The organism is Lactiplantibacillus dongliensis, from assembly GCF_005405105.1.
In the GTDB taxonomy this organism is placed as follows: domain Bacteria; phylum Bacillota; class Bacilli; order Lactobacillales; family Lactobacillaceae; genus Lactiplantibacillus; species Lactiplantibacillus dongliensis.
In genome coordinates this window covers 41,156-67,428 of sequence record NZ_BJDK01000011.1, presented here as the reverse complement: position 1 = coordinate 67,428, position 26,273 = coordinate 41,156, and the positions used below count along the sequence as shown (strand labels likewise).

Here is a 26,273-nt window from a genome sequence, read left to right as displayed (position 1 = left end):
TACCTATGACTTAGCTACCAATTCATATTCGTCGATCATAATGATCCCAAGCAAAATAGTAACTACTTTCGTTTGGTCCTCAACACTATAAACAACACGATGGTGTATATTTAGTCGCCGAGAATATTTGCCAGCAGCAGGTGGTACTAACTTTTCCATTTTCTGATTAGGAAAATATGGATCTTTTTTTAATCGGTCAATAATCGCTTGGAAATTAAGGATTAAATGCGCTTGCTTGATTTTCTTTAAATCAGACTTAGCGGAATTCTTAATTTTAACTTGATACATCACAAGCTATCCCAATCAATATCATCCACATCAGTAAAATCAGAATGATCACGTTCACGTTGTGATACTTTGAATAACGTGCCAACACTTGCCAAATACAAAGTTTCTTGCAAAGCATCGTAATCATTTTTACTAATAATAACAGCATCCAAATCTTCATTCTTCTGTTGGATAGTAATCGGTTGATGCTCAGTTGATACCCGCTTTAAGAGCTGATAAAAATCCTTACGTGCACTGGTTGGTGTATATGTTTCTTGCATCATTGAAGCCCTCCCAATTACTTTGATAGTTTGATTATAACGTACGTGATTAGCGTACGTACCTCAATTGCTTATCTTTCGTTTATTACCAATATCACTAAAATTTTAGCCCTCAATTCGTCGGTGACTGTAGCTGCGTCACAATTGCCGTCGTATCCTTTAGAATCACCGCCTGATCGGTTAGTGCCATAATGCGGTGATGGGCAAAGATATCAGTTGTTAACGCCTGGTAGGCAGCCATAGCCAGTATCCAGCAAGTATCCGTATCATAGTCACGCGCATTCAAGAGGTCGTAGCCTTCACTTTGATCAACGTAAACTTGGAAGCCGATACCAAGTTGTGCTTGGAGGCGTTTCGCATAACGTTGAAATAAAGCGCGATTAGACGCTTGATCCGGTGTGGGGCCGATGATGCGGTCACCCAAACGGATATCTGGTACAAGTAAGACTTTCAATCGGACACCCCCATTATTCGTTAATTTAGATTAACTGCTAGGTCTATTTTAGCTGATATCGCCGACTTTTGCAGGTTTAAAAGTCGGTTTTTTCTTGGAAACGGGCGTAACTATTTTCAATTTGCGTGACGAAATCGACACATTTTTAAAAGACTTATTTTATAATTAGCCACATAGGGGAAGGCTTAACAATTTACAAACGATTCTATTCTTAGGAGGAATATTTGCGAATGTTAAAGTCTAATGATCGAAAAGTTCGTTTTAAGTTGTATAAGCAAGGTAAGTTATGGGTGATTACGGGAATAACCGCCTTAGTTTGGCAAGCCGGCGCCATTGTTGGGCAAGCGGATACCGTCAAACCCACTGTGGCGCCTACACCAGTGACCGTTAAATCCTCGGTTGACCAACCGGGGAAGACGGCTGTTTTAAGAGCGACTGTGCCGGATAAGCAACCAGCTAAAGCACCGGAAAAACCAGATGCAGGAGTGGCGGACAATATCCCGACCACCAAACCAGCTGTACCGAGCGATAAGCAACCAACCGTCGATACTAGTCAACAAGCTAAACAACCGGCTAAAGATCCAGACACGCCTAAACCAACAACACCTGACCAACCAGCCGGTAATAAACCCAATCCGGCTGATTCCAAACCAACAACACAAACGGCACCAGAAAAACCAGTTAGTAATATAACCGATGACACTGACAAACCTGAATCTCCGGCGACTGATGATGCCAACCAAGGGGATCATGAAGCTATTCCAAATGATGTTAAACAATATGATGATTACCAAAAGCCTGTCAAGATTTATACTGGTGAGGAAATCGATCCTCATGACCATAAAACCAATCGTGATAAAGGTATTTTTGGTACTAGTGAGTGGTGGGTCGATGATGATCAGATCTTGCATATTGGTGAAGGTAAGTTAGCCGATACCAATATTTGGAATATGCTGCAACCTGACGATCTAGGCACAGAACCAGAGGTAGCAAGTCAACGAGACGCAACACCACTTCCATGGGGAACTGAGACTAATAATATCACGACGATTACATTTGAAGGACCAGTGGTCGCTGGGAAAGATGCTTCTGGACTTTTCTCAAACATGACCTCATTAGCGACTATCAATGACATAGATAAATTCGATACAAGTCAAGTTACTAATATGGGCTACCTGTTTTCACGCGATGAATCATTAACTAGCTTAGACTTATCACACTTTAAAACCGACCGTGTAACTAACATGCAAAGTACTTTTTTCGGGTTAACATCTATTAAGGATCTAGATCTTACACCACTTAATACAAGTAATGTTACCAGAATGGCTGCAATGTTAGCTTCAAATGTCAATTTAGTTAAAGTAGACTTATCAAAATTAAACACTAGTCATGTGACTGACATGTCTAGCTTATTTATGTCCGATGAACAACTAGAACATCTTGACTTAACCAATTTTGATACCAGTCAAGTAACCGATATGTCCTACATGTTTAACGGCTTAACTAATCTCAAAGATTTAAACGTCTCAACTTTTAATACTAGCAAAGTTATTGATATGTACAGCATGTTTGAAGATACGGCACCCAATCAATCAATTGCGATTGACATTTCAAATTTCGATATGACTAATGTTTCGCAAATGCCTGGGATGTTGGCTACTTCACCCTTAAAAATCACATTAGGTGCCAATTCAGTGTTGACTCTGGATAGCTACTATTTTGATCAAGATGCGCAAGACAATATTAAACCACAAACCTCTGGGCTATACGCATTTTCAAAAGAAGACGTTCATAACGGCAATAAGTATACTGGTAAGTGGTTTGACACTAAAACACACCAAGTTTATACAACTGAAGAACTAGTCAAACCATACACCGGTAAGGGTAGCGGACCAGCTACCACCTATCAACAACAAAGTAATCTAGAAGTTCAAGATAGTACCATCCGTGTCAACTCAAAATGGCAGCCTAGCAACAACCTAATCAGTGCAACCGATGATGATGGCAGCAATGTGACCTTTAAGAAAGACCGTCGTCAAGCCACCATGGGGCCTCAATTATCAGTTTATGACCAGCCCAATACTCAGATTCCGGGTAACTATACCGTCGTTTATAATCTCACTGATTCCGTTGGTTTCCAAGCGATTCGCAAATCAAAAATCATCGTCACCGGCTTAATCCTAAACGAAACTGAAAAGCAGCTCAGTACCACCGCGCCATGGGAACCACTCAACAACGTTAAACTAGCTGTCGATGCCCAAGGAAATACCGTCACTACAACTGGGGTTACAGCGACCATCGTTAATGATCAAGGCCACACCGTCACTAACTTCAGAATACTCGGTCAGTATGTCGTTCACTACCAACTAACTGGCGACGATGCTAGTGTTGTTGAAATGCCACTAACAGTGTTCAGTTTAGCTAAAGTCACGCCTAAAGACACCGCCATCAAACTGGGGACCACCTGGCAAGCCAGTGATAACTTCAATGCGGTTGACGAAAACGGGAAGGCCTTAACGCTAACATCGCCAGGGGTCAAAGTCGTTGGTACACCAGACACTCAGACTCCCGGCAACTATCCAATCACTTATACGTACACGGATGCCGCCAATCATGCCGTTAGCGCCACTGCTAAGGTAACGGTGGCGGGAATTCTGCTCAAACAAGCTCACTTGCAATTGGTCACCACCGCCAATTGGCAACCGCAGACTAATCTAAAGACGGCGGTTAACGCTAACGGTCAAAGATTGACAGCCACTGATTTACAAATCACTGTGACTAATGCTAAAACACGGACTGCCACGGCAGCGACCGCTTTAACGAAGCAGTTAACAGCTCCCGGAACCTATCTCGTCAGTTATCAATTTACCGACAAATTAGGCCGACACCAGGCGACCACGTTAGTCACTGTTACAAGCCAAGCCACTGTCAATGCCACTGATCAAACGATACACATCGGTGATACCTGGCAACCACAGGCTGGGTTTGTGAGTGGTACTAACGAGCATGGGCAGTCGCTTGCTTGGGCTGCAATTACCGTTACCGGGCAAGTAAATCCCGCACAAGCTGGACAATATCCAATTACCTATTCGTACACCGATGCGGCCGGTAACGTGACTGCTAAAGCCGTGACTGTCACCGTTCTAGGAACGACTACCGGTGGTGGCGACAACGGGAATAACGGTAACAATAATGGCGGCAATAGTAACGGCGGTGGTCATGGCAGTTCTGACAATGGCAACGATGGCACTAGTCCTGAAACCAAGCCCCAACCAACGCCAACTGAACCAGAACAACCCACGCAATCGGAAGATGCTGGGGTGATCCCAACTCCAGCAGGACAACCAAGCCCAGCTAAAGTCACACCGGTTAAACCGATCTCATTAGTCTCACCAACCTTGCCGCAAACCGATGAGAACACAACAACACCGCTTTCAATCATGGGCATCGCTGGCTTAGCATTAAGCAGTTTAGTCGCAATGTTCAAATTCGCTAAGAAACCCTAAACACGATACTAGCTGATTTAAGCTAAAAATGACCGCCCCGTTATCTAAGAATAGGTAGCGGGGCGGTCATTTTTCGTACCATTATTCAAAAAAGTGACGAGTCAGCTGGTAGCAGCTAGCCAGCATAGATAAAACAGCAGTCATACGTTGATACGCATGGCTGCTGTTCTGTCTAAACCTATATCAATTTAATCAAAACCAATCCTGCAACCCCAATCAGCGCCGCATACGCTAACGCTGGCAGAATCGTCTTTCGTAAGATGGTGCCTTCCTGACCATCCAAACCAACGACCGAGCTGACTGCAACAATGTTATGCACACAGATCATGTTCCCAGCTGCCGCTCCAATCAATTGAGCGGCTAACACAACCGGTTCATTTAAGTGAGCATTAGCCGCAATATCAGCCTGAATCTGGCCGAATGTCAAGGTAGAGACGGTCGTACTACCTGTCACGAACGATCCTAGTTCACCCAAGAATGGGGCGATAATAATCCAAATGCCGGCTAAATATTTAGCCACAAATTTGGCGATATACATCGGCATGCTAGGTAAGTTGGCACTGTTCAAGCCCGAATTAGTGAAAACTTGGACCAAGATCAGTGTGACCACTAAGGCGATGGCGGTATTACCCATCGATGACACCACTTTTTTAGCGGTTGGTAGAGCAGCTTTTAGTGACCGGGCTTGAATGAACAGGCCAATCAACGCAGCCAATGCTAGAATCGTGCCTGGTGAATATAACAATTCCCAGTCAGAATTAATCGTTTTAAAGCCCATAATCTGTGTCCAAGACAGATTCAGATGACTGGTCAACCAAAGTTTCAATGGTTGTAGCACCCGGGACGCTAACAATAGCACAACGACTAATAGGTAAGGTGCCCAAGCGGTTAACAATGACATTGACCCAGCTGTCTTAGTTGACGTCGCTGGCGCGGTCGGTTGCGCCGTTGCGGTCTGCCAAGGAGTCGCTTGCACCGCTGGCGGTAATAGCCAGTGATAGTGCAGACTGACGATCGCGACAATCAGGGTGACAAATGGGGCAATGATTGACACAAATTCATAACTGATTACCGTTGCGGTGATGAGGGCGACCACACTATACACTAAGCCGATCACTAACGCCCATGGTAAGACCGCTAACCATTGTTGCCACCGATGCTTTTTAGGGCCAAAACTCCAAACCAAGATAAAAATCAGTAGGGCCGGCATTAAAGCACCAACGAGTAAATCTAGTTGGGTGATACGCTGACCAATTAAATTCAATAAATCAGCCTTTTCAGTGACATTACTTAACCCCACCGTTAACGGCGTACCGACCGCTCCAAAAGCGGCGGGCGTTGAATCCGCAACTAAGGCTAAAATAACGGCGGCCATTGGAGAAAAGCCCAAAGCAATCAGCAAGGGCGCCGTCACCATCGCGGGCGTCCCAAAACCAGAGACACCTTCGATTAGCCCGCCAAATAGGAAAGCAACTAACACTGTTTGCAGCCGCATATCCGCGGATAAGGCCTTGAATCCCTGATTAATCCGATCAATCGCCCCGGTTGCCCGTAAGCTGTTCAACATTAATAAGGCGCCAAACAAAATCCATAGAATCGGTAAAGACTTGTGGAGCGATTGTAAAACGGACGCGCCGATGACGGCTGGTGACAGGTGCCAAAAAAGCATCCCTAAGATCACGACGACTACGGCACTAATACTCATGCCACGAGTGGCGGGCAGATTCAGGCCGCCTAACAAAACGAGCGGTAGGATAATCGCCGCTAACGCTACTAAAATCATGCTTTCAACCTCCTAATTTAATTCACTTATGCCGCGTGTGATTGACGTTTAAAGAACCGTTGTCCATAAATTGTCATGATTGACATTAATAATGATAAGCTAACTAGCGGCCACGTTAACGTGTGTAGGTAAGTCAGCTTTAAAGCCGGGCTGTTAGGATTGAAGAAAGCCATTAGCTTCAATTGATTGATGGCACTGGTGGCCACTAGTAAGCCAAAGAAGCATAACTGACATAACAAGCCCCCATACGTTGAAAAGCGATACTTATTAATAATCGCTAAATCAGGATCATTCGCTTTATCGGTATAAACACTCGTATTAATCGCTGGATTCTCATAACCAACGTACAACGCAATCAGTAGCAAGCCAATCAGATACAAGACTGGTATCGTGGTCAAAATGAGTAAATGACCGCCAATCAGGGCTAGCCGGGCATCGCGTTGCGCATGTGCATCGACCTGATGGCCAATCAACTTAAACAGCGGTCGGCCCGCTTCGAACCCTAGTAGGTACATCGCAAAAGCCAAGTACATCCCGTTTTTTCCCAAGATAAAGTAAGCAAAGAAACTGTTATAGAGCAAGACCAAGCTCACTAGAAAGCCTCGATTCACAATGCGTAACTTGTTGGCCGGCATCGCCCGCCAGTCCGCCGCTAGTTCAATATTTAAGATCACAATCGCGAGGACCACCACAGCTAGGACATACGGCAGGGCAATCGACAAGCTGGCTTTCCGTAAGAGTGTCAACAAGCCCATCGCACCGAATAGGATGACAAATAGCCCGATACGCCATAATTTAAGCGGTGCCCGTTTGGTTGGGGCTTGGCGGTCGTAAAAGGCTAATGAAAATTGATTTAACAACCGACCCGCTGGTATGGTAATTAGAAATAAAATAGCTAAAATCACGAAGGCAAGCCGATATTGCAAATCAAACTTGAAATCCGCCACAAACAGTAACGCCAAGGCTGCAAAGATGACCCAATACAAGCGTTTTAACTTAAAGTCAGTATTTGTAGTCAGATGCAGCTTAATCGTTAAGAAGTAGGGCCAGATGTTCGCGGATGTATAACCTAAGCAAAGTACCCCGGCAATTAGCCAGCCGAGATTGCTGGTGACGCTATAAATCACACTACCAATCACGCCTAACCACAGACACATTAACAGGTAGGTACTCGACTTCAGATTCAAGCGCTTAGTCGAAAAGATGCTGGCTGCCCGCGCGACGTAAAAGACGATAATCGCCACGAGGTAATTAACGCTGTGGGTCTGTTGATACTTGAATAGAATCAAAACATACGGTAAGACGATGCCAATATTGGCTAAAAAGTTCAAGGTGGCAATTGACACCTCTAAAAATGAAGGTCGTAATTTTTCCAAGCTTGTTCACACACCATTCTGTAAATTTCCTAATACAAGTATAGCAATTTTCAACCGTGAAAGCTGGTCAAAGCGACTGCTCAATCGGTTTGACTAGTGAAAAGATTTTAGGTTGAATTTCTTGTTTTCATTTGACTCATACTTACTAAATAGTTCTGTTTTTTTAAACCAAATCCGTTTACTCTCGAAACGAAACACTGTATATTACATGTAGAAGGTAAGCAGAAGTGTTTAAGCTTCTGGTTGGTCAGGCAACCTAAAGACCAGATAATTTTGCTAGTGGTTCTGCTGCTAGCCCCGTCCGCTGGGGACAAAAAACCTGTTTTTCATTAGGTCATTGACATCAGGTTAACTGGTGTCAATGACCTTTTCTTATGAGGAGAAGTATGACCAAAAACAAGTCAGACAAGCCAAACGTCGCAAACATTCATAGTTTGACACCAAAAAAAAACGACAGTTTATTAATGAACTTCCCAAAATATATCAAGCACAACAATTTATTTTCAAAAATTTAATTGGAAAATCACGTTACTTTTTCTATAAAAACGGAAGTAGTATTAAATGGCTAGATGTCAGGTTCACTAAGAATAACTTTACGCATCTCTGTGGTGTTACGTATCAAGGTGGTGCTAGTAGATTTTGGGATAAGGCAATTAACAACAAACTTTCGATGGACTTTATTAAAGTAAAAAATGATGGTTCAACTTTTCAAAAATTAAAAATTATTACAGCGATTCAAGAATTAAATGAAGCAAAGTTAGAACTTACCAGCAATGGCTCATTTCTTAGATTAACTTATGATCACTTGCTAAAAACTAGGGTATTGCACTTAACGAAGAGGACTAACACTTTATCCCACTCTCCTTGCTTAATCTTCAAAATCAGCAGGGAAAATCTAACACCTTAAGAACACAACTATTTGACGTTATTGCAATCGTTGATAAGAATTTAGTAACGGGGAAGATAAATCAGTTAACACCTAAGGAACAAGCTTACATTTCATATATAGCACACAAGAAAACGACTGATTGATTGAAAGTTTATAGTACAAAGAAAGAGGCTCTCCTTTTGGAAAGCCTCTTCCTTTGTATATGTGGCCTACTTCAGACCTTAAAAACACACTCACTTTTTCTGTAACGACTTCCGTTCCGGACTAACCCAGGTACCGGAACCAAAGCCCAGGATGGTCTTTAGTGCGGGGATAAACGTCATAACCACCGTCACCGGATTAACCATCCAATAAAACAACATATATAGTGGGGCAAAGAACCAGTATTTCAGCTTAGCGCCGCGATGGTCTAGTAGCAATGCGGCCAGTAGTTGCATAAATCCGGCCATTAATTCAAAGGTCACAAAGACAAATGAGATCATCAGGCCATGGAAGATCCGTTCATAATTACCCGTAAACAAGAAATAAAGCATCAACGCGATGAACATCACCGTCGTAATCACGAAGAAGAACGACCAGATAATCGATAACGTGGAGTCCACGAACATCGAAATCTGGTACCGCCGTTGAATCGGATGAAAGATGAACTTTTTAATGTTCGTTAACCAGACTTCAGTCCCGCCTTGGGCCCAGCGTTTGCGTTGCTTATAAAGATCATGAATAGTTTCGGGAACATTCATATGAAAGACAATATTTGGCGCGAAGCGGGGCACTGCGCCCACCATTTGGTGATCCCAAGCAATGCTGATATCTTCGGTGGCTCGATTCTGCCGAAAACCACCCACGTCAATCAAGAAACTCTTCTTATATAACGTATTAGCACCACTATAAGCATACATAGAATCATTAATCAACGTTTGGCTACGCTTGATAACACCAACAATACTTGAGAATTCGACCGTTTGCGATTTGCCTAATAATTTCGTCCGGTTTTGAACGTCCATATTAGCCGTCACCGCGGAAGTATTCATATCCCGGTCGTGCACGAAGAAATTCATATACTTCATCAAAGCATCTTTTTCAGGAATCGTATCCGCATCGTTACTTAAGATATACTCACCTTTGGCAAAATACATGCCGATGTTAAAGGCGTGCGCTTTCCCTTTATTTTTTAAAATCTTAACCGTTCGTAACCGTGGATATTTAGTCTGTAACGCCGCGATAATTTCAGCCGTGCGGTCGGTTGACCCATCGTTCATCACCAGGACCTCAAAATTCTCATAATTAAGTTCTTCAAAGAGGTAAGTAATCGTTTCTTCAATCATGACTTCTTCATTGTGCGCGGGAATCATAATGGTAATCAATGGCTGCTTGGCTGGTGGAATCAACTGCCAATCCGTATCCCGTTTATTAGTCTTCAAAAACCGATATGATAACGCACCCGCGAACCAAAAAAAAGAGCCAACCACCGGATATAAACATAGGATCAATAAAAAGACGTTCAATAACGTCTGGCCCAGTGTTGCCTCTAAGATATGATTAATAAAAATATTTACCATTAATAACTCCTGTTTAGTCTAAATCGTTAATGTCGTGTTCATCGTATAATTTTTGAATCTCATCGGTATCTAGATTTTGTTCTGGTTTCACTTCATAGTAACGGGTATTTTCCCGCGATTCTGCATCGCCAAAGCGATTATCCATAAACTTGGCTAACGCTTTTTGTCGGCGTTTCTGGTTGATTGGATTATACGTCGGCCATTGTTCAACGACGCGATCACGCTTACGGTTTTGAATAATCGTCATCGTCACTGCGAATAATGACGTTAAAACAAATGAGAAGAGCAGTAGAATCCCGATAAATTTAAATTCAAAAACGCCTTCTTGATAGGACCAAATTCGCAAGACCCGTGGATCGTAAGTCGACCAGATTGAGAGGACCGTCACCGTTATCGGGATGACCACCGCGACCCAACCGAGTAAGCCTACCAATGTCTGCCAAAGCTTTAACCCCCAGTGACCGTGTTCAAAGTAAGCATCGGTGTAAAGCTGCTGGCGTGCCCGTTCATCTGCTTGCTCAGTCGCAGTTGCTTTAGTTTTCGCCATTAACGTCACCTTTCTTTGCATTAATATCCGGATTAATTGGCCGGCCAAATAGGTAGCCTTGCCGAATATCAATCTTTAACTGTTCGGCTAATTTTTCATCCGCCGCATCTTCAATCCCCATGAGGATCAAATCAATATGATTTTCTTTTGAGAGTTTGTTCCAAAACTGTAAGTTTAAATCTAGCCAGACAGACGGGTCGTCTTTACGGAAGCTCCGCATGGAACACTTGAGTGAATCAATATCACTTAGCATCCATTCAATATTTTTCAGACTGTCCAAACTAGAGCCCACGTTATCAATCCCAAAGGTCATCCCATATTGCCGGGCTTCGCGAATCCGGCGTCGAAACAATGGTTTGTTGATCCGTTTGGGTTGAAACTGTGGCGTATACTCAATCGCCAAATGCATCGGTTCAATCCGCGATAACGCCCAACGAACAAAATACCGAAAATCCGGACTGATGATTTGATCGTATTCTAAGTTGATTGATAAAGTGATCGGTTCCTCGGGCAATGACTTGAAAGTATCATCAAGTAAAAAAATAACCCGTTGCAAGGGCAGGGAATCCAGTTGTTTCGGTAACGACCACGACCCATCGGGATCATGCTGCCGCAAGAGACATTCATACCCCGTCACTTGGCCCCGGTAGTCGACTTGCTTTTGGATAAAGTACCGCAGCTCAATGGCGTCATTTTCTAAGTAATTATTAGAGCTTTTACGAGAATACCAATAGTAGAAGACAACAGTTCCAACGAAAACAATTGCAATCACTAAAGTCGCCCATAAAAGCACCGTTTCTAATTGTGCTAATGACATCTTAATCAAATCCTTATTAGTTGCCAAAACTATGTTAGTTCACTTAACGATTTACAGTTGACTAGACTAATTTTATTTAAAGTATAGCCGTTAAAGCCGGGCATTTCAATGGACGAATAAACCTATTAAGATCGGGGTGGTGCTTGTTTACAGTAGTGTATAGCTAATGAACATACAATAGCCATACACTATTTCTGTTGACCTGGTTTTTAATAGCAAAGATGATTGATAAAAGTTTTTACTTTCAAAAGAACACACGTTCGTGTATAATAAAAGCAATTAACCGATAGGGGGTTGGGGCAATGCAAACTTTAGATTATCGACAAGAACCGCACGGCGTGTACTTTTTAATTGATAACAAATCCTTTTATGCCAGTTGTGAATGTGTCGAACGCGGCTATAATCCATTGAAGGTCCCACTAGTGGTGATGTCTGAAACTGACAATACAAATGGCGGCTTAGTGTTGGCAACGTCCCCAGAGGCCAAAAAGCTTTACCACTTGCAAGCCAACGTCTCCCGTCAACGAGATTTACCGAATGACCCGCAATTAGTTGTTGTGCCGCCGCGAATGAACCTATACATCAAACGTAACTTGCAAATCAACGCAATCTTTAACCGCTTTGTCGCTGACTGTGATTTACTGCCTTATTCGATCGATGAATCAATTCTGGATTTAACCCATTCCTGGCATCTCTTCGGTGATAGCCCCCGCGCTGTCGCCAAACGAATTCAACACACGATTCGCCACGAATTGGGCCTCTACACCACCGTTGGCATCGGTGACAATCCCGTGCAAGCTAAGTTAGCCTTAGACCTATACGCCAAGCATACCCCCGATTTAATCGGTGAAATCCACTATGATACCGTGCCACAACTAATCTGGTCCGTCCAGGATCTAACGAGTGTTTGGAGTATCGGCCATCGCACGGCTAACCGGCTCAATCGGCTGGGCATCTATAATATGAACGACTTAGCGCATGCTAATCCGTACTTACTTAAGCAACAACTAGGTCTCATAGGTATGCAGCTTTTCGCCGTAGCGTGGGGCATCGACCGCTCGCAAGTTAGCGAACAGACCGGCCCCAAAGAAGCCAGTCTCGGTAATTCACAAGTCTTACCGCGAGATTATACCCAACCCAAGGAAATTGAAACGGTCATTAAAGAAGTCGGGGAACAAGTGGCTTCGCGGTTGCGACATCATCACCAATTAACGAGTACCGTTTCCTTGTCAGTCGGCTTTGCCTATGCAGCTAGTCCCACTGATGGCCGGGCCGGTTGGACCCAAGCAGTGCGCATCGACCCGACCGATCGTGATCCCGTCTTGACCCAGACCTTATTGCGACTCTTTCGGCAGCATTGGGATGGTCAAGCCATTCGCAACTTAGCTGTCTATGCATCCAAGCTTAGCCCCAAACAGGGCCAACAACTGAGCCTATTCACTGGCGTTGAGCAACAAGTCAAAGCTGACCGCATCGCCTTAGTCGTCGATCATGTTCGCGCCCGGTTCGGCTTCACCAAGTTAGTCTACACCAGCAGTCTATTACCTGGTGGCACTGCGATTCGCCGAGCATCACTTGTCGGGGGCCATAATGGAGGAAATGCTTATGAATAAAGATGTCCGCATAATTAACGACCGCTTAACCGCGCAATTTAAGCCGGTCAGTCAAAGCCGTTACTGGCTACAGATTGTTGACAATCATTACGGCGGTTACTACAACGTCTTTTTCAACCACCAGCGTAAATGGCAACGGTTGCGGTCAATTCCGTTACATACGATCAAAACCTATGAGCTGGCTTACCTGGAAACGGTCGTTCACGACTTGCAGCAGCTGACGCAACTCACCATCGAATACGACGGTTTTACCGACCAATATTGGCCGCAAAGTCAACGGCTGATTCAAAGAAAGAAGCATGGCTATGAGTAAGGCTAAATCATCATTTGATATTCAGGTCGTCCAAGAGTTCTTCGACCATGTTTACCAAGACCGCGGTATGGTGAAGTGGCAAGGGTTCTACTTAAGTGATCATACTAGCGCCTTAAAAAAGCAACGGGCTCAGCAGGCTCAACATTATCCTGAAAAGCCAGTTCAGTCGTTGACTGTCAAGACTGATTACCTGCAACAGGCCTATCTTAAAAACCAGCCGGTCAGCATCCAACTGAACGAACGCGACCGTGATGGCCACTTATTGCCCGATGTCGTGGGGCTAGTGACGGGCTATTACGAAACAAATATTGTGCTAGCTGGTTGGCAGCTAATCGCATTAGACAATATTCGGCATGTTGAACTGACAACGACCACTGATTCAACTCAAACCCCCCGCTAAATTAAGCTTAGCGGGGGTTTTGAGTTAGACGTGCCAGCAGGCCAGCCCAAAATAAGGCATCACCAAACTAAAATCAATCGGTCGCTATTAATTAACACAAATTCCTTTCAATCTAAGTTGTAAAATACTAACTAAATCGCCGGATTCAAGTCACTCGCTACTAGGTTGCAGGCTTGGGGATGCTATAATACAAGCTGATTAAGTTCAGTAATCAGTTGATTAGTTGTTAACAATTGAATTGTATAAAAGCAGCAAGTGTTATATAATTACACTTACCCGTTTTAAAGGAGGGTCCCCTCAACGCTATGCGTAAATTAGAAGATCATTTTTGTTTCTTAATGTATGTGACTTCGCGGGCAATTCAACGGGCTTATCAACCGGAACTTGCCGCGCAAGCCATCACTTATCCGCAATACCTCGTCTTAGTGCTTCTAAGCGAGCAACCCGCACTAACCGTCAAAGCCATTGGTCATTGGCTCGACCTCAGCACCGGGACCGTGACGCCATTACTCAAACGGATGGATCAAGACGGTCTCGTTAGTCGTCATCGCAGTGAAGCCGATGAACGTCAAGTTAAAGTCGCCATCACCGCGGCCGGTCGCGCTAAGCGAGCCGCCATTAGCGATTTACCAGAAACTTTGGTCGACAAAGCTCAACTCAGTGATGAAGAATGGGCGACCATGACCAAGCTCGTGCATAAATTAATGACTAATTTAAAATGATGCGCTTAATTAAAAAGACAGTCAGTGATCTAAGCAGATGATCTGCTTAAATTACTGACTGTCTTTTTGTGTGCGACTTTAGCTGACGACCACTTAACTGGCACTAATTATTAATATTTTTATTGCAAGTACAGCAAAATAATTGTAAACTGGATTTTATTCTAATCAAAGGAGGGTGACCATGATGACGCAACCAGACGTTTTACGCCAAATTGGGACGATTGCGCGGGCTTTGGATGCCATCAGCAACGTTGAATTTCAAGCTTTGGCCTTAACCAAGGGCCAATACCTCTACTTAGTCCGCATCTGCGAACAACCTGGCATCATCACGGAACACTTAGCCCAGCAATTGCGAGTGGACCGTACAACGGCTAATCGGGCGGTCCAAAAACTGGTGACGCAAGGCTTGATTGAAAAACACGCCGCTAAAATCAATCGCAAAAACAAAGAACTTTTTCCCACCGCGACTGGATTAGCCCGTTATCCGCAGCTCAAACGTGAAAATACTTATTCCAATCAGGTGGCGCTGGCGGACTTATCGATCGATGAAGCCCACCAGTTAGCAGCCTTATTAGCGAAAGTCAGCGAGCGGGTGACCGCTGATTGGACTACCGTTAAACAAGGCGGCCACCGCCCATACTAAATTTGAAAGCAGGTCTTTTTAATGTCAACCCCTAAACTTGAAGCTCTAACAGTTAAAGATGTGAACGCCTTACAAGCCATGAGTCTCACAACTTATCGTGAAACATTCGCAGCGGCCAATACCGCGGCCAACATGCAAGCTTACTTAGATAGTGCCTATAATCTCCCTAAATTAACCGCTGAATTACAAAACCCTAACTCCCAATTCTTCTTTATTGTCCGTGACGGGCACCACGTCGGTTACCTAAAGCTCAATACCGGCACCGCGCAAACGGAAGCAATGGGACCGGATGCCTTAGAAGTTGAACGAATTTATATCTTACCAGCCTTCAAACACCAAGGCCTCGGTAGCGTATTGATTCAACAAGCTATCGACTTAGCCCAAGCCGCACATAAAACGACCGTTTGGCTTGGCGTTTGGGAGCACAACGAACCCGCCAAACAGTTCTACCAAGCACACTGGGGCTTTCACCAGTTCAGTTCCCATCATTTTGTGATGGGCGACGATGTCCAGACTGATTTATTAATGATCAAGCATCTAGATTAACTAGTTATTTCACGACGCGATGCCACCAAGCCCAGATAAAGACGAGACTATTTAGTCCGAGCAAGCACAGGATCGCTGTCGTAAAGACCATCCGAGCCGTGTTGATCCCGTCCGACTGCCAGAAAAGTGTGCTGATTAGGAAAACATCCCAACCGGTAACCAACATCATTAGTAAGTAACGACTAGTCGGTAAGCCCGGTAACACCAATAAATCCAGCCACTGATTAAGTGGTAACTGGCGTAAGCCTAATAGTAGGAGTGGTCCGAGAATCCCGACCAATAAAGCTAACGGTAAGCTGGCTGGTAATTGCCACGCCATTGCTTGTCCCCAGAAGCCGTAATGAGTGACCATCGGCGTTTGCAGGTGCGTTCGGGCTAGGGCAATGCCAACTGGTTGTAAGAGTGCTAAGCCTAATAAAGTCGTCGTTTGTTTATCCATTGAAAGACCTTCTTTATTCGTTTTAATGAGCATAACGAAACGAGCCAGGCCAACGCTACCATCGCCATGTAAAGTCTCAGTAAAAGAACGGTAAATTCTCATCTGAACTAGTGTATTGACAATTACTATACATTTAGTATGATTAGATTGAGGTGATGGTCATGGATAATCCCAAAAACATTGCAGTTTCGTTCCGGGTTAATGAACAAGATAAACAACAAGCAGCGTTGATTTACGATGCCCTCGGGTTGAACTTATCAACGGCCTTTAATATGTTCCTCAAACAAACGATTGCGGTCGGTGGCTTGCCATTTGCTGCGAATAATCCAGCTTACAGCGAAGCCCAATTGCCCGCTGTGTTAAAACAATTAGCGCAACTGCGCCAAGCACCAACCAATTAATGTGCCAAGGCCTCATCATTAACGTGATGGGGCCTTTTTTATGACCAGTTAGTTCAGCGTGTTTTCAGACGCCGAATACTGGTGTTTTTGGCCCCAATATCCGTATAATAGGCGCAATTCATTAAATGAATCATATTTGAGAGTTGATTAGACCAAGGTTTATCAGGATATGGGGGAGATTGTTGATGCACGTCATTATAAATTTAGCGATTACGATTTCGAGTCTTTTTTATCTGTATTTCTTATTTAATATTATGTTAGTCAATCATTATCGAGAACCGACTACAACACCCCAAAAGGGCCAGCAGCCGATGCGCTTGTACTTGATTATTCCCGTTTTAAACGAAGCTGCCATCATTCAAAAAACGATCACCCAGTTGTCAGCGCAACTGGATCAGTTGCCCAAAACGATTCAAGCACAGATTATTGCGGTTGATGATAATTCGACTGATCGCAGTCTTAGCGAGTTAGCGCAGACTGATTCACCTTACTTACAAGTCTTGCATCGAGCCGGTAACGAAAAGCAGGGTAAAGGCGCCGTTCTTAATACAGCGATTCAGTATTTACAGCACACCCTGGCCAAAGACGCCGACCCAGAACAAACGATTGTTGGGGTGCTGGATGCCGATGCTTTTATGACTAGTCAGGACTTAACGGCCGTCGTCGCCAACTTTGAACAACAGCCTAAAATAGCGATGCTCCAGACTGGTGTTAGTATTTATAACCAGCCTAACTGGCTAACTCGGATGCAAAATTTTGAGTTCATGTGCGTCAATAGTGCGACCCAACAATTGCGTAATCGATTGGGTCAAGGCATCGCCAGTGGTAACGGGCAATTTGTCCGTTTGTCCTTAGCCCTGGTCAATCCGTGGGGCGATCGTTTGCTAGAAGATTTGGAATTTACATTGCGGACCTGGCTACTCGGACGCCAAGTACGCTTTACGCATACGATCGTGGTCCAGCAAGAAGGCGTTGAAAAGTTACGCCCGTTCTTTAAACAACGGGTTCGCTGGTGCCAAGGCGCGGTGCAGTGTATGCATTACTTACCAGCCTTATGGCGTTCCAAGAATCTGAATTGGTTCCAGCGCATTGATACGACATTCTGGATTTTGATGCCGATCACGGGCTGCATCGTCCCAGTCACGAGTCTGGTGACCCTCATCACACTGATCATGCGAAGCCTACAAGATTGGGTCACCGGCTGGCATCACGTGGCTTTAATAACCGTTATTTTAATTGCCTTGTTTGCTTGTCTCATCCTAACCATCCTATTTCAACGTAACTCCGCCGATGCTCAGCAAGCGACCAAATTCTGGCCAGCACTATGGGACAGTATTAGTTTTCAAGGTTATTTGCTCATTATTGGCTTAACACCATACGCGGCCATTGCCCGGCAACTCGGCGGCCAGACGAATTGGACCAAGACCCGGCATGGCGCCGGGCGAGCGTATGCTGGTCTAAAACGACAGGGGGCGTAAGCATGCTTAAACGAGGCTTGGTTAAAAGTGGTCAAGCACTGGTCTTGCTAGTGGCGGGCTGCTTACTAGCTTGGATGTTAATTGCTACTAATCGGGCGGCCATCAGCCTAAAGCTGCCTTGGTCAGCCGGACTAGTTATCGGCATTATCCTAGCAATCGCATTAGTACTCGGCATTATTGGCGTCACTCACTGGTTAGTCCGGCAAAAGACCAGTTGGTTAATGTTCGTTTTCGGTAGCTTAACCCTGATTAAAGTCCCTTTGCTATGGGGGTTGAAAATTGCCCCCACCTCGGATTTTTGGAATTACCATGCTTTAGCGGCATATAGTGCCCAAGGAATGACCTGGAAGGCGATGTTCCAGCATGGCTTATTAGGTAGCTATGTCGTTTTCCCGCACGCCTTAAATATTGCCAACTTTTTCAGTCTCGGCACGGCCTTTTTCGGACAATCCTATCTTGTCAGTCAGTTGATCAACATTGGCTGTACCTGGTTAGATATGCTGCTACTTTACCAACTCGGCTCACGTTGGTTATCCCGCCGACTAGGGATCGTCGCAGCATTGACGTTTTACGCGATTCCCGCTTACTGGCTGTATAGCACGCTATTAAACGGTGCGGAACCGCTATTTTTGACCTGTTTCTTGCTAAGTATGCTCGGCCTAACCAATGCGCTCAAACCCATCAAAACGGCGACTAGTAATGATCAGTGGCTCAATCTAGGTCTAGCTTGGGTCGCAACGATTGCGGCTAATATGCTGCGGCCAATTATGACGGTCTGGCTAATTGGGCTGCTAATACTAAGCCTATGGTTATTGCTGCAGCCACTACGGCATTTTCGACCAACGTTACGGAAACTGCTGGTCTTTATCGGCGCCTCCATCTTACTATTTGCAGGCTCGTCAACATTATATAACTGGATGTATGGCGTCAACTTAGCGCCTAGCCATGTTAGTACCGCTTATAGCCTCGCTACTGGGACGGATGAGAAGACTAGTGGCCAATATGACGACCAGCTAATGACACAAGTAACGCATGATTTGAAAGTAACCCCAACAGCCAATGGCGCTTATGCCAAAATTGCCGCCAAGATGTTTAAGACAACCGATCACAATATTCACCAGCTCAATCGGCAGGGGCGGTGGGGGTCATTCATCAATTTGAAGATGCAAAAACTGATGGCCGAAGACTACGGCTACAACTGGGTCTTGTATAACCTCAGCCATACCAAACATCAAACTAGCTTGGGGCATGCTTGGTATCAGTTTAAGCCGTTACTGGTCGCGTTATCATTTGGCTACTTTGACTTGATGCTAGTCGGAGCCTTGGTTAGCGTCCTGTTAGGACTAGCCTTACTAGCCAGTCACAATCAGCATTTGAATAATTATTTCTTCTTTAGTGCGTTATTGCTGGATGGCTTTACTTTAAGTGCGATGCTGGTGGAAGTCCAAGGCCGGTACCATATTATCTTGTACTTGCCGCTAATCTTTTTAATCATTTGCGGGATAGCTACGGTTAAACGCCATCGCTTGAAAAACATTAGGGAAACAGCACGCTAACTTTTTACTTTGCGGTTAATCTGATATGACTTAGTTTAGTGCGATCAATGCGTCATCTACCGAATTAAGAATTGTAAAATCAAGCCAAATGTATTTAGAAACGCCATTTTCCATAGCAAGGTCACCAGAATTGATTTGCCACAAATAATCATCAGTTTTTAAGTGTTGTTGTCGGCAAAACGTTTTTAACTGATTTAAACCACGATGGATGCCAGTAGTCGTGTTATCAACTAAAACACACGCATAATTAGCAGCCTCTTTCTTTAAAACTGGAATCAGCCTTTTATGCTTAACGCTACCGACTTCTTTGATCATTCTAAAAGTAGCTTCATCATATCCAGCTAGATTATCAATTGATAAATTGGTTAGGTATCCAGATTTGGTTGTATCCATAATGGTCAATGTGTCTAATTGCTTGTAAAACTCAGCATAAAGTTGGGCGACTTCGGCTTCGGTATCATTAACCGCTTGGCGTGAACACCAAAACGTAATCTGCGGGCGTTGCTTAATGACTGGTTTATAAAGTACTTCATGATCCAGGCTAGCTTGCTTTTCAATTTTCTTCTCAAGAACTTGTTGGATTCGAACGAATTCAGCAATTTTTTTATTTACTTTGCTCTGGGCATTGAGCAAATAGGCCGTTTGGCTGGCTTGTGGCTGGTCTTTGATTGCTTTAATTTCAGACAAGGATAGATTTAAGCTACGGAGTCCTAGTATGAATAAGAGGTCATACAGTTGACTATAATCATAGTAACGGTAGTCAGTACTAGTTTTATACTTCGGTTTAAAGATATTTTTCTGATCATAATAAATTAAGGTTCGCCGAGTAGTATTAGCTAGCTCTGCCATTTCACTTATTTTAAGCATCTAAGTCCTCCTGTTGGGTTGTAACGTGACACGACAGTACGGTTTGGTGCTAGTTAGATTAAATTTGCCACGCCAGTTGGGGCAACAGTTTTGAAGCTAACTGGCAGACGGCAGTTTTGACTAACATTAAACGTGTTATAGTATGTGTTTTTTACTATAGCATAAACGAGATTTGGTTTTACTATAAAACAAACTGAATTAGATCAAGCGTGTGGGCAAAAGGACAACCGTTTTTAGCGATAAACGTCAGCATGACAACAACAATTTAACATTTTGATAACTTAAAAGTCCGTTACTATCTAGATTCTGAATCTAATAGTAACGGACTTTTAATCGATCACCGTCATCAATTTTGAAATAACGTCGTTTTAATTGTACTGGACCGCGGCATTGAGCTGTCGCCGATGACATAGATAAAGTATTGTTGCTAAAGGGATGATCAGTAACATCACTGGGTAAAAGAATTTGAGTGGTAAAATCGTTGGTAGAATTCCACCGATGATGGGGCCGAGTGACATGCCGATATCGCTGCCTAAATAATAAGTGGCGTTAGCCAGTCCCTGTTCTTCCATGGGCGCTAATAAGAGGGCCGTCGATTGGGAAACCGAAACCATCACCCCAAACCCGATTGCCATTAACCCCGCTGCTAAGATCATTTCAATATTGTTTTGCATCACGGTTAATAGGAAAATATAACCAATTGTGGCCACAATACAGATAGAAAACCAAATGCCAAATGCAATCGTATCAAAATAGTTTTTTAATAGTATCCGAATGATAATCAAAGCAAATGAGTAACATAAAAAGAATAGGCTGACGGCAATCGTCAAATGACGTTCTTGAACATACATCACAATATCCGCTTGGGTCACAAAGTAGGGAATCGACAATAGCGAGAAAATCATTGCGACTGGTAAGGCATCTCGTTGAATAATTTTAAAATGTTGGCCTTTTAATGCAACTACCGGTTTAGCCCGGTCATCGATTAATTGGATGACAATGACCATGGCGGCAGCGCTCAAAGCCGCCAGTATGATCACAAATTTATAGCCTAGTAGTTGATAGGTGCTGATTGCTAGGGCCGGGGCAATCGCCATGGCAAGCGCGTTTAGCAAGCCATAATAGCCCATCGCGGCGCCAAGGTGTTGGCGTGGCACTAAGAATGCCATCCAAGTTGCTAGACAAACCGTACATAGGACGAAGCCTAAGCCATTGATGATTCTAAAAGTTAATAGCCAAGGAGCGTTGAAAGTGAAAAGGTAACCGAGATCACTAATCGCACACAAGCTACCACCGATGAGGGCTAAATGATATTTAGAAATTCGATCAGTTAAATTACCAGAAAATGGTCTTAATAATAATGACGTGACACTCATAACGCCCACAATGATGCCAGCAAAAGTACTACTAATCCCTAAACGACGCGCATAGCCATTCATTAGCGGGTTAACTGCCTGAATACTAAATTGGTAAAAAAAGGTAGCGAACATCACGCAAACAATGTCTTTTGAAAAGAATGAAAACTTTTTTGTCAAAACTTATGCCTCTCTTTTGAAAGTTTTTTTGGCTAAATAAAAAGGCGTTGGTTACCCGCCTTTTTACTGCTTATTATGGCCGAGCGATGCCTTTAAATAGCTGTAGCACCGTTTTGGCATGGTCAATGCCTTGATAAGGCCGTTGACCGATATCTTTGATCATTATTTGATCGGCCTTCACTGGCGACCATAACTTTTTATACTGACCAGTCGCAAAGTTAAGTAAAGCTTGGCTAATAAAGTGATCCCGGTCGAGCTGCTCTTGACTCGCATCGGGGGCATCCTGGCCGACAATCCCATACATATCAGTGCCATGATAAGCTGGTGAGCCTGCAGCGGGGCCAACACTTAATTGATAGACACGGCCACCAGCTTGCGCATGATCGTGCGCTTCGCGAATAGCTGGTAAGGTGAAATTATAGTCGGTAAAGAAACGAGTTCTGACATTAAGCGGAGAATCTTCACCAGCGCCACAATGTAAAGCGATAGCCTCAGCTTGTTTGCGTGGAATATGGCAATCATAAACCATCTCATCAATGACGGCTTCGATGGTTTTGGGATCAACATTATCCGGAATATTAGCTGCATACCAGCTTGCTTCAGCCGTGGTTGACGTGATGATTAAATCAACATCTTTATGGCTGCCACTTTTAATCACCTCGGCCGGATGCGTCTTTAAAACGCCATTGGGTAAAAACTCATCATCGACAATGCCAATTGAAATCGTATTTAAATTACCACGTTTCAAAACGTCAGTTGGTAATACCTGGTTAACGACAGTCATTAGCGCCTTGGCATCAACCGTTAATAATTGTTCCGGTGACGTAAAGTTGAGGGTCTTTAATACTTGATCGGCTAATTCTTCAGCCCACCAAGCTGGGATATAGCGGGCAGCATAACCAGAAAATGCGGCTAATCGGTTGTATAATCCGTCAGCTTCAGGGACAGCTAAAAGGGTTAACAGTGAAAACGAACCAGCACTATGACCGGTAAGTGTCACTTGGTTGGGGTCACCGCCAAATGACTCAATATATTGGTGAATCCACTTTAAAGCTAGGACCATATCTTGCAAGCCTAAATTACTAGCATCCTTAAATTTCCCGCCATATTGAGATAGCTCAAGCCAGCCAAGTGGTCCTAAACGGTAATTAAGCGAAACGCCAATCACTTTGCCGCTAGCGACTAAGCCAGATAAATCGGACGTATCTTGCGAGTTAGCGCCATACGTCCAACCACCACCGTGAATATAAACAACCACTGGTAGTTTTTCTTGAACATCTTCTGGTGCCCAGATATTAAGATTTAGGCAATCTTCGCTTTCACCTTTGTCAGCATTTATAAAAGCTGGATCTGTTAATTGCACCGATGCTGGTCCGCTTTGACGATAATCATCGTTGGGGTTAAAGGGGACTAGCTGTGCTTTTTGGAACCGGCTAGCAATACCATAAGGCACTCCAAGCCATTCTTGGACATGCTTAAATTTTTTATTAGGATGTGACATTTCAAATTCCTTCTTCCACGTTTTTGGGTTGCTTAAGTTCGATATTTATTCATTCTAAACTGTAACGTGGCGTTACAGTCAAGTGAAATCTTAACATCATTCAAATAGCCACCTAGCAAGACTCAGGCGTAATTAAGATGATCTAGCATTACCAAATCTTGACGAAAAAAATAGATGTGTCTCTCAAACATTTAACCTAAAACATTAAGTAGGGCGTTAATAATTAAATTGATTTTAATTATATAAAAGCCTACACTAAAGTTAATTCAATGAATTAACAGCGCTAATTCATTAATAATATTAATTCTATTGAACTAATAAATCAGGTAGCTTTTAAGCGTTAGATTAGGTTATCTATGGGGGAAATATCATGCAAAAGTGCCTTTATTAGTTGGCAAGCACACGATTACCTATACGTATCTTGATCCAGATGGCAATCCAACCACGGCAACCACCACACTGAACGTCTTACCATCACAAGCCAGTTTGGCTTTAAATGCCGCTGACATCACTATCACGGCAGGGACTAATTGGTCACCTTTGACGAACTTCAGCAAGGGGACCGATGCGACTGGAAAGGCGTTGACGGCCGCGGACTTAGCAATTACGTATACTAAAGATGGTCGAGCTGTTGCAGCGCCTGATTTAACACAACCAGGTACTTATCAAGTGAGCTACCGGTACACTGATGCTAGCAACAATCAGATCGTTAAAATTGTAGAATTGACAGTACAAGCTACAATAATCCAGCAACCAGGGCATGTCGTCATAATGACACCTAACCAACCAGTGATTGAAACACCGGCACAACAGCCAACTAATGTTGATCAACCAACCACACCGACTAAAGTGACGTCGGTGTTAGCAACGACTGCACCGGTTAAAAAACCAGTCATTAACGTGGCACCAGCTAAGCAGGGCGCTAAAGCGACTCAGTCCGTAACAAAACCAGTTACGTTGAAACGGCAGGGTAGTCAAAACGTTAGTGATAACGAACTTGTTCCTGCTAAAGTAAACTTACACCAAGCCAATCAGAAGTCGACAACATCAGCGGTCACCACTCATTTGCCACAAACTGAGGAACAATCAACGATCAACTTCAGCTTTTTAGGTTTGTTATTAGGATTATTAAGCAGTTTCTGGGGCTTTGTCACATTGAACCGGAAACATAACTAAGCTTATTACCATCAAGTATTTCAAAAGCAATGATAAACGCGTAGTAGGTCGTTTATCATTGCTTTTGTACTAAATGATAGCAGGATAGATTAATAATGGCTGTTGAAACTAAGACTTTGTTTCTAAAGCTTGATAAGATTTTGAATGATCCACGGTTACTGGTTAAAAACTTTGGCCATGATCGGGCTAAGAGGATTCAAATGCGGCTTGATGAGTTTGACGCTGCAAATACCTTGCAGCAGATACCGTCTGATCCGCCACCCCTTGTCATCGACTACATAATAATTTAGAGGGTAAATTTGCAGTTGATGTCAGCAAAAATTTTCGTATCATTTTTGAGGGCTATGATAAAAATGACCAGCTTTCCGTTGAAAAATCAGAAATCGTAACCGTTCAGATCACACAGATTGAAGACTATCACTAAGGAGTTGAAGACAATGCTACATCGTGAAAATACTATTCGACGGTATCATACCAGTTCAGCAGCTGATTTAATTAAAGAAACCATGGAATTTTATCAGATTACCCAAATTGATTTAGCTGACCGATTAGGTGTTAGTCAAAAGAATATATCTGATATTCTTAAACGTAAACGTTTTATCAACGAGATACTGGCTTTAAGAATTGAATCTGTTATGGGAATTTCCAGTCAGTTATTGTTAAACTTAGATGCAAATTTCAAATTGCATCTAGCTAAGGAAACTGCTATGGAATCTGCACCACAACATAAATCAGATAAGTTTCTCAAGCGGTATGATTGGGTAACAATCTGAGTATTAACAGTATTTGACCGACCAACAATTGTTGCAATTTATCCATTTTATTCAACAATTGCAATTGGTTATCAAATTAGTTACGATGATTAATTAAGAATCCAGTTCGGTTTGCCCAAGGGCGCCGAGCTTTTTTTGTAAAACAGTGAACCTTTATGAATATTTTAAAGCAGCTTCAGCAGTTAGGTTTTGCCACAATTCACGATGACTGTTGAAGCTGCAACTAGCATTTCCATTTGCTCCACAGCAATCAGTTCAACGCAATTTAGAGATTCAAGATCAATAATAACAAGTAAAAATAAGGTTTACACATTCGGCAACTGTGGGTGCATATATAAATACTGGTAACGAACCGCAAACAGATTAGCACCACATAAGCTCAGTGAATTGGCTCAATCAAATATCTGTCAACGTTACATTTACAGCGAGCTTGGTTAAAATTCAAACACTTTAGAAAAATCAGCAACAAAAACAGCCAAACTTGTTAGTCAATCTGTTATAAATTCCTACGCTAGTTAACAAATAATTGTGCAATTTGCAAAAATAACCATTAACTACGCATTTTGCAGTTATATAGAACGAACCAATCCAATGAACACGGGGGATACCGTAATTTGAGCCGTGTTCATTTTATATCATATTCTAGTTTACATAATATATATTATACAAAGTAGAAGTAAAAAGAAAATAGCTCCCCCACGACCTAATTTGCCTCTCTTGCCACTTCTTTAAACGCTCTTTTGTGTTCGACATCAATTTGACGATTGTTTGTCTGTCAGTTTCGATTAAGTTTTGTTGTCGCGATATTTATCATTTTGCTTGTAGGCTTTA

25 protein-coding genes are annotated in these 26,273 nt (G+C 43.3%); 13 read left to right on the top strand and 12 right to left on the bottom strand.

The window, feature by feature from the left end:
- Positions 1-3 precede the first annotated feature (3 nt).
- From FFM80_RS05750 to FFM80_RS05740, 3 genes are all read right to left on the bottom strand, one after another.
- On the bottom strand, positions 4-288 hold the full coding sequence (locus FFM80_RS05750) for a Txe/YoeB family addiction module toxin (protein WP_137639929.1): 285 nt from the start codon (positions 286-288) through the stop codon (positions 4-6).
- Positions 288-548, bottom strand: a complete 261-nt coding sequence (locus FFM80_RS05745; RefSeq protein ID WP_137639928.1) for a type II toxin-antitoxin system Phd/YefM family antitoxin — start codon at positions 546-548, stop codon at positions 288-290. The genes FFM80_RS05750 and FFM80_RS05745 overlap by 1 nt, the downstream gene beginning before the upstream one ends.
- A 112-nt stretch (positions 549-660) precedes the next feature.
- Complete coding sequence (locus FFM80_RS05740) at positions 661-1,002, bottom strand: hypothetical protein (RefSeq protein WP_137639927.1); 342 nt, start codon at positions 1,000-1,002, stop codon at positions 661-663.
- Between the two features lie 230 nt (positions 1,003-1,232).
- Here FFM80_RS05740 and FFM80_RS05735 point away from each other — a divergent pair, with 230 nt between their 5' ends.
- Positions 1,233-4,508 carry a BspA family leucine-rich repeat surface protein gene (locus FFM80_RS05735; protein WP_137639926.1) on the top strand — a complete coding sequence of 1,092 codons (3,276 nt, stop codon included), beginning with the start codon at positions 1,233-1,235 and terminating at the stop codon, positions 4,506-4,508.
- Positions 4,509-4,686: 178 nt separating this feature from the next.
- On the opposite strand, the gene FFM80_RS05730 is transcribed toward FFM80_RS05735, so the two are convergent.
- Both FFM80_RS05730 and FFM80_RS05725 read right to left on the bottom strand, forming a co-directional pair.
- Positions 4,687-6,291, bottom strand: coding sequence for an L-lactate permease (locus tag FFM80_RS05730; RefSeq protein ID WP_137639925.1), 1,605 nt, complete (start codon positions 6,289-6,291; stop codon positions 4,687-4,689).
- A 26-nt stretch (positions 6,292-6,317) separates the two neighbouring features.
- Positions 6,318-7,667 (bottom strand): hypothetical protein, encoded by a 1,350-nt coding sequence (locus FFM80_RS05725; protein WP_137639924.1) that lies wholly within the window; start codon positions 7,665-7,667, stop codon positions 6,318-6,320.
- Between the two features lie 460 nt (positions 7,668-8,127).
- Here FFM80_RS05725 and FFM80_RS14805 point away from each other — a divergent pair, with 460 nt between their 5' ends.
- Positions 8,128-8,574 (top strand): PBECR4 domain-containing protein, encoded by a 447-nt coding sequence (locus FFM80_RS14805; RefSeq protein ID WP_171001044.1) that lies wholly within the window; start codon positions 8,128-8,130, stop codon positions 8,572-8,574.
- Between the two features lie 215 nt (positions 8,575-8,789).
- Here the strand turns inward: FFM80_RS14805 and FFM80_RS05720 are convergent, their stop codons facing one another.
- Genes FFM80_RS05720 through FFM80_RS05710 form a run of 3 tightly spaced genes read right to left on the bottom strand, consistent with a single transcriptional unit; the run spans position 8,790 to position 11,479 of the window.
- Entirely contained in the window at positions 8,790-10,115 is a 1,326-nt protein-coding gene (locus FFM80_RS05720) for a glycosyltransferase family 2 protein (protein WP_137639923.1), read from the bottom strand.
- Between the two features lie 13 nt (positions 10,116-10,128).
- Positions 10,129-10,662, bottom strand: a complete 534-nt coding sequence (locus FFM80_RS05715) for a hypothetical protein (protein WP_137639922.1) — start codon at positions 10,660-10,662, stop codon at positions 10,129-10,131.
- Positions 10,649-11,479: an EAL domain-containing protein gene (locus FFM80_RS05710; protein ID WP_137639921.1), complete on the bottom strand. Its 831-nt coding sequence runs from the start codon at positions 11,477-11,479 to the stop codon at positions 10,649-10,651. The genes FFM80_RS05715 and FFM80_RS05710 overlap by 14 nt, the downstream gene beginning before the upstream one ends.
- A gap of 302 nt (positions 11,480-11,781) precedes the next feature.
- On the opposite strand from FFM80_RS05710, the gene FFM80_RS05705 reads away from it, so the two are divergent.
- The 6 genes from FFM80_RS05705 to FFM80_RS05680 all read left to right on the top strand — a co-directional run bounded on the left by FFM80_RS05705 (position 11,782) and on the right by FFM80_RS05680 (position 15,716).
- On the top strand, positions 11,782-13,092 hold the full coding sequence (locus FFM80_RS05705) for a Y-family DNA polymerase (RefSeq protein WP_137639920.1): 1,311 nt from the start codon (positions 11,782-11,784) through the stop codon (positions 13,090-13,092).
- A complete protein-coding gene (locus FFM80_RS05700; RefSeq protein ID WP_137639919.1) occupies positions 13,085-13,405 on the top strand; it encodes an acetyl-CoA carboxylase in 321 nt (106 codons plus the stop codon). The genes FFM80_RS05705 and FFM80_RS05700 overlap by 8 nt, the downstream gene beginning before the upstream one ends.
- Positions 13,398-13,805, top strand: a complete 408-nt coding sequence (locus FFM80_RS05695) for a hypothetical protein (protein ID WP_137639918.1) — start codon at positions 13,398-13,400, stop codon at positions 13,803-13,805. The genes FFM80_RS05700 and FFM80_RS05695 overlap by 8 nt, the downstream gene beginning before the upstream one ends.
- Positions 13,806-14,110: 305 nt before the next feature.
- The gene (locus FFM80_RS05690; RefSeq protein ID WP_137639917.1) at positions 14,111-14,527 is read left to right on the top strand and encodes a MarR family winged helix-turn-helix transcriptional regulator; all 417 of its coding nucleotides are present in this window, start codon (positions 14,111-14,113) and stop codon (positions 14,525-14,527) included.
- 181 nt (positions 14,528-14,708) lie between these two features.
- Positions 14,709-15,170, top strand: coding sequence for a MarR family winged helix-turn-helix transcriptional regulator (locus tag FFM80_RS05685; protein ID WP_307722453.1), 462 nt, complete (start codon positions 14,709-14,711; stop codon positions 15,168-15,170).
- A 21-nt stretch (positions 15,171-15,191) separates the two neighbouring features.
- The gene (locus FFM80_RS05680; RefSeq protein ID WP_137639916.1) at positions 15,192-15,716 is read left to right on the top strand and encodes a GNAT family N-acetyltransferase; all 525 of its coding nucleotides are present in this window, start codon (positions 15,192-15,194) and stop codon (positions 15,714-15,716) included.
- Between the two features lie 4 nt (positions 15,717-15,720).
- On the opposite strand, the gene FFM80_RS05675 is transcribed toward FFM80_RS05680, so the two are convergent.
- Positions 15,721-16,155, bottom strand: coding sequence for a hypothetical protein (locus tag FFM80_RS05675; RefSeq protein ID WP_137639915.1), 435 nt, complete (start codon positions 16,153-16,155; stop codon positions 15,721-15,723).
- A 161-nt stretch (positions 16,156-16,316) separates the two neighbouring features.
- Between FFM80_RS05675 and FFM80_RS05670 the strand changes: the two genes are divergently transcribed.
- The 3 genes from FFM80_RS05670 to FFM80_RS05660 all read left to right on the top strand — a co-directional run bounded on the left by FFM80_RS05670 (position 16,317) and on the right by FFM80_RS05660 (position 19,590).
- Positions 16,317-16,556, top strand: coding sequence for a type II toxin-antitoxin system RelB/DinJ family antitoxin (locus FFM80_RS05670; protein ID WP_171001043.1), 240 nt, complete (start codon positions 16,317-16,319; stop codon positions 16,554-16,556).
- Between the two features lie 185 nt (positions 16,557-16,741).
- Positions 16,742-18,034: a glycosyltransferase family 2 protein gene (locus FFM80_RS05665; RefSeq protein WP_137639913.1), complete on the top strand. Its 1,293-nt coding sequence runs from the start codon at positions 16,742-16,744 to the stop codon at positions 18,032-18,034.
- 2 nt (positions 18,035-18,036) lie between these two features.
- Positions 18,037-19,590 (top strand): hypothetical protein, encoded by a 1,554-nt coding sequence (locus FFM80_RS05660; protein ID WP_137639912.1) that lies wholly within the window; start codon positions 18,037-18,039, stop codon positions 19,588-19,590.
- A gap of 30 nt (positions 19,591-19,620) precedes the next feature.
- Here the strand turns inward: FFM80_RS05660 and FFM80_RS05655 are convergent, their stop codons facing one another.
- From FFM80_RS05655 to FFM80_RS05645, 3 genes are all read right to left on the bottom strand, one after another.
- Positions 19,621-20,457: a MerR family transcriptional regulator gene (locus tag FFM80_RS05655; RefSeq protein ID WP_137639911.1), complete on the bottom strand. Its 837-nt coding sequence runs from the start codon at positions 20,455-20,457 to the stop codon at positions 19,621-19,623.
- Between the two features lie 368 nt (positions 20,458-20,825).
- Positions 20,826-21,992 carry an MFS transporter gene (locus FFM80_RS05650; RefSeq protein WP_137639910.1) on the bottom strand — a complete coding sequence of 389 codons (1,167 nt, stop codon included), beginning with the start codon at positions 21,990-21,992 and terminating at the stop codon, positions 20,826-20,828.
- Between the two features lie 73 nt (positions 21,993-22,065).
- Complete coding sequence (locus tag FFM80_RS05645; RefSeq protein ID WP_137639909.1) at positions 22,066-23,493, bottom strand: carboxylesterase family protein; 1,428 nt, start codon at positions 23,491-23,493, stop codon at positions 22,066-22,068.
- A 378-nt stretch (positions 23,494-23,871) separates the two neighbouring features.
- Here FFM80_RS05645 and FFM80_RS05640 point away from each other — a divergent pair, with 378 nt between their 5' ends.
- Both FFM80_RS05640 and FFM80_RS05630 read left to right on the top strand, forming a co-directional pair.
- Complete coding sequence (locus FFM80_RS05640; protein WP_137639946.1) at positions 23,872-24,669, top strand: bacterial Ig-like domain-containing protein; 798 nt, start codon at positions 23,872-23,874, stop codon at positions 24,667-24,669.
- A gap of 437 nt (positions 24,670-25,106) precedes the next feature.
- Positions 25,107-25,442: a helix-turn-helix transcriptional regulator gene (locus FFM80_RS05630; protein WP_137639908.1), complete on the top strand. Its 336-nt coding sequence runs from the start codon at positions 25,107-25,109 to the stop codon at positions 25,440-25,442.
- Positions 25,443-26,273: the final 831 nt, after the last annotated feature.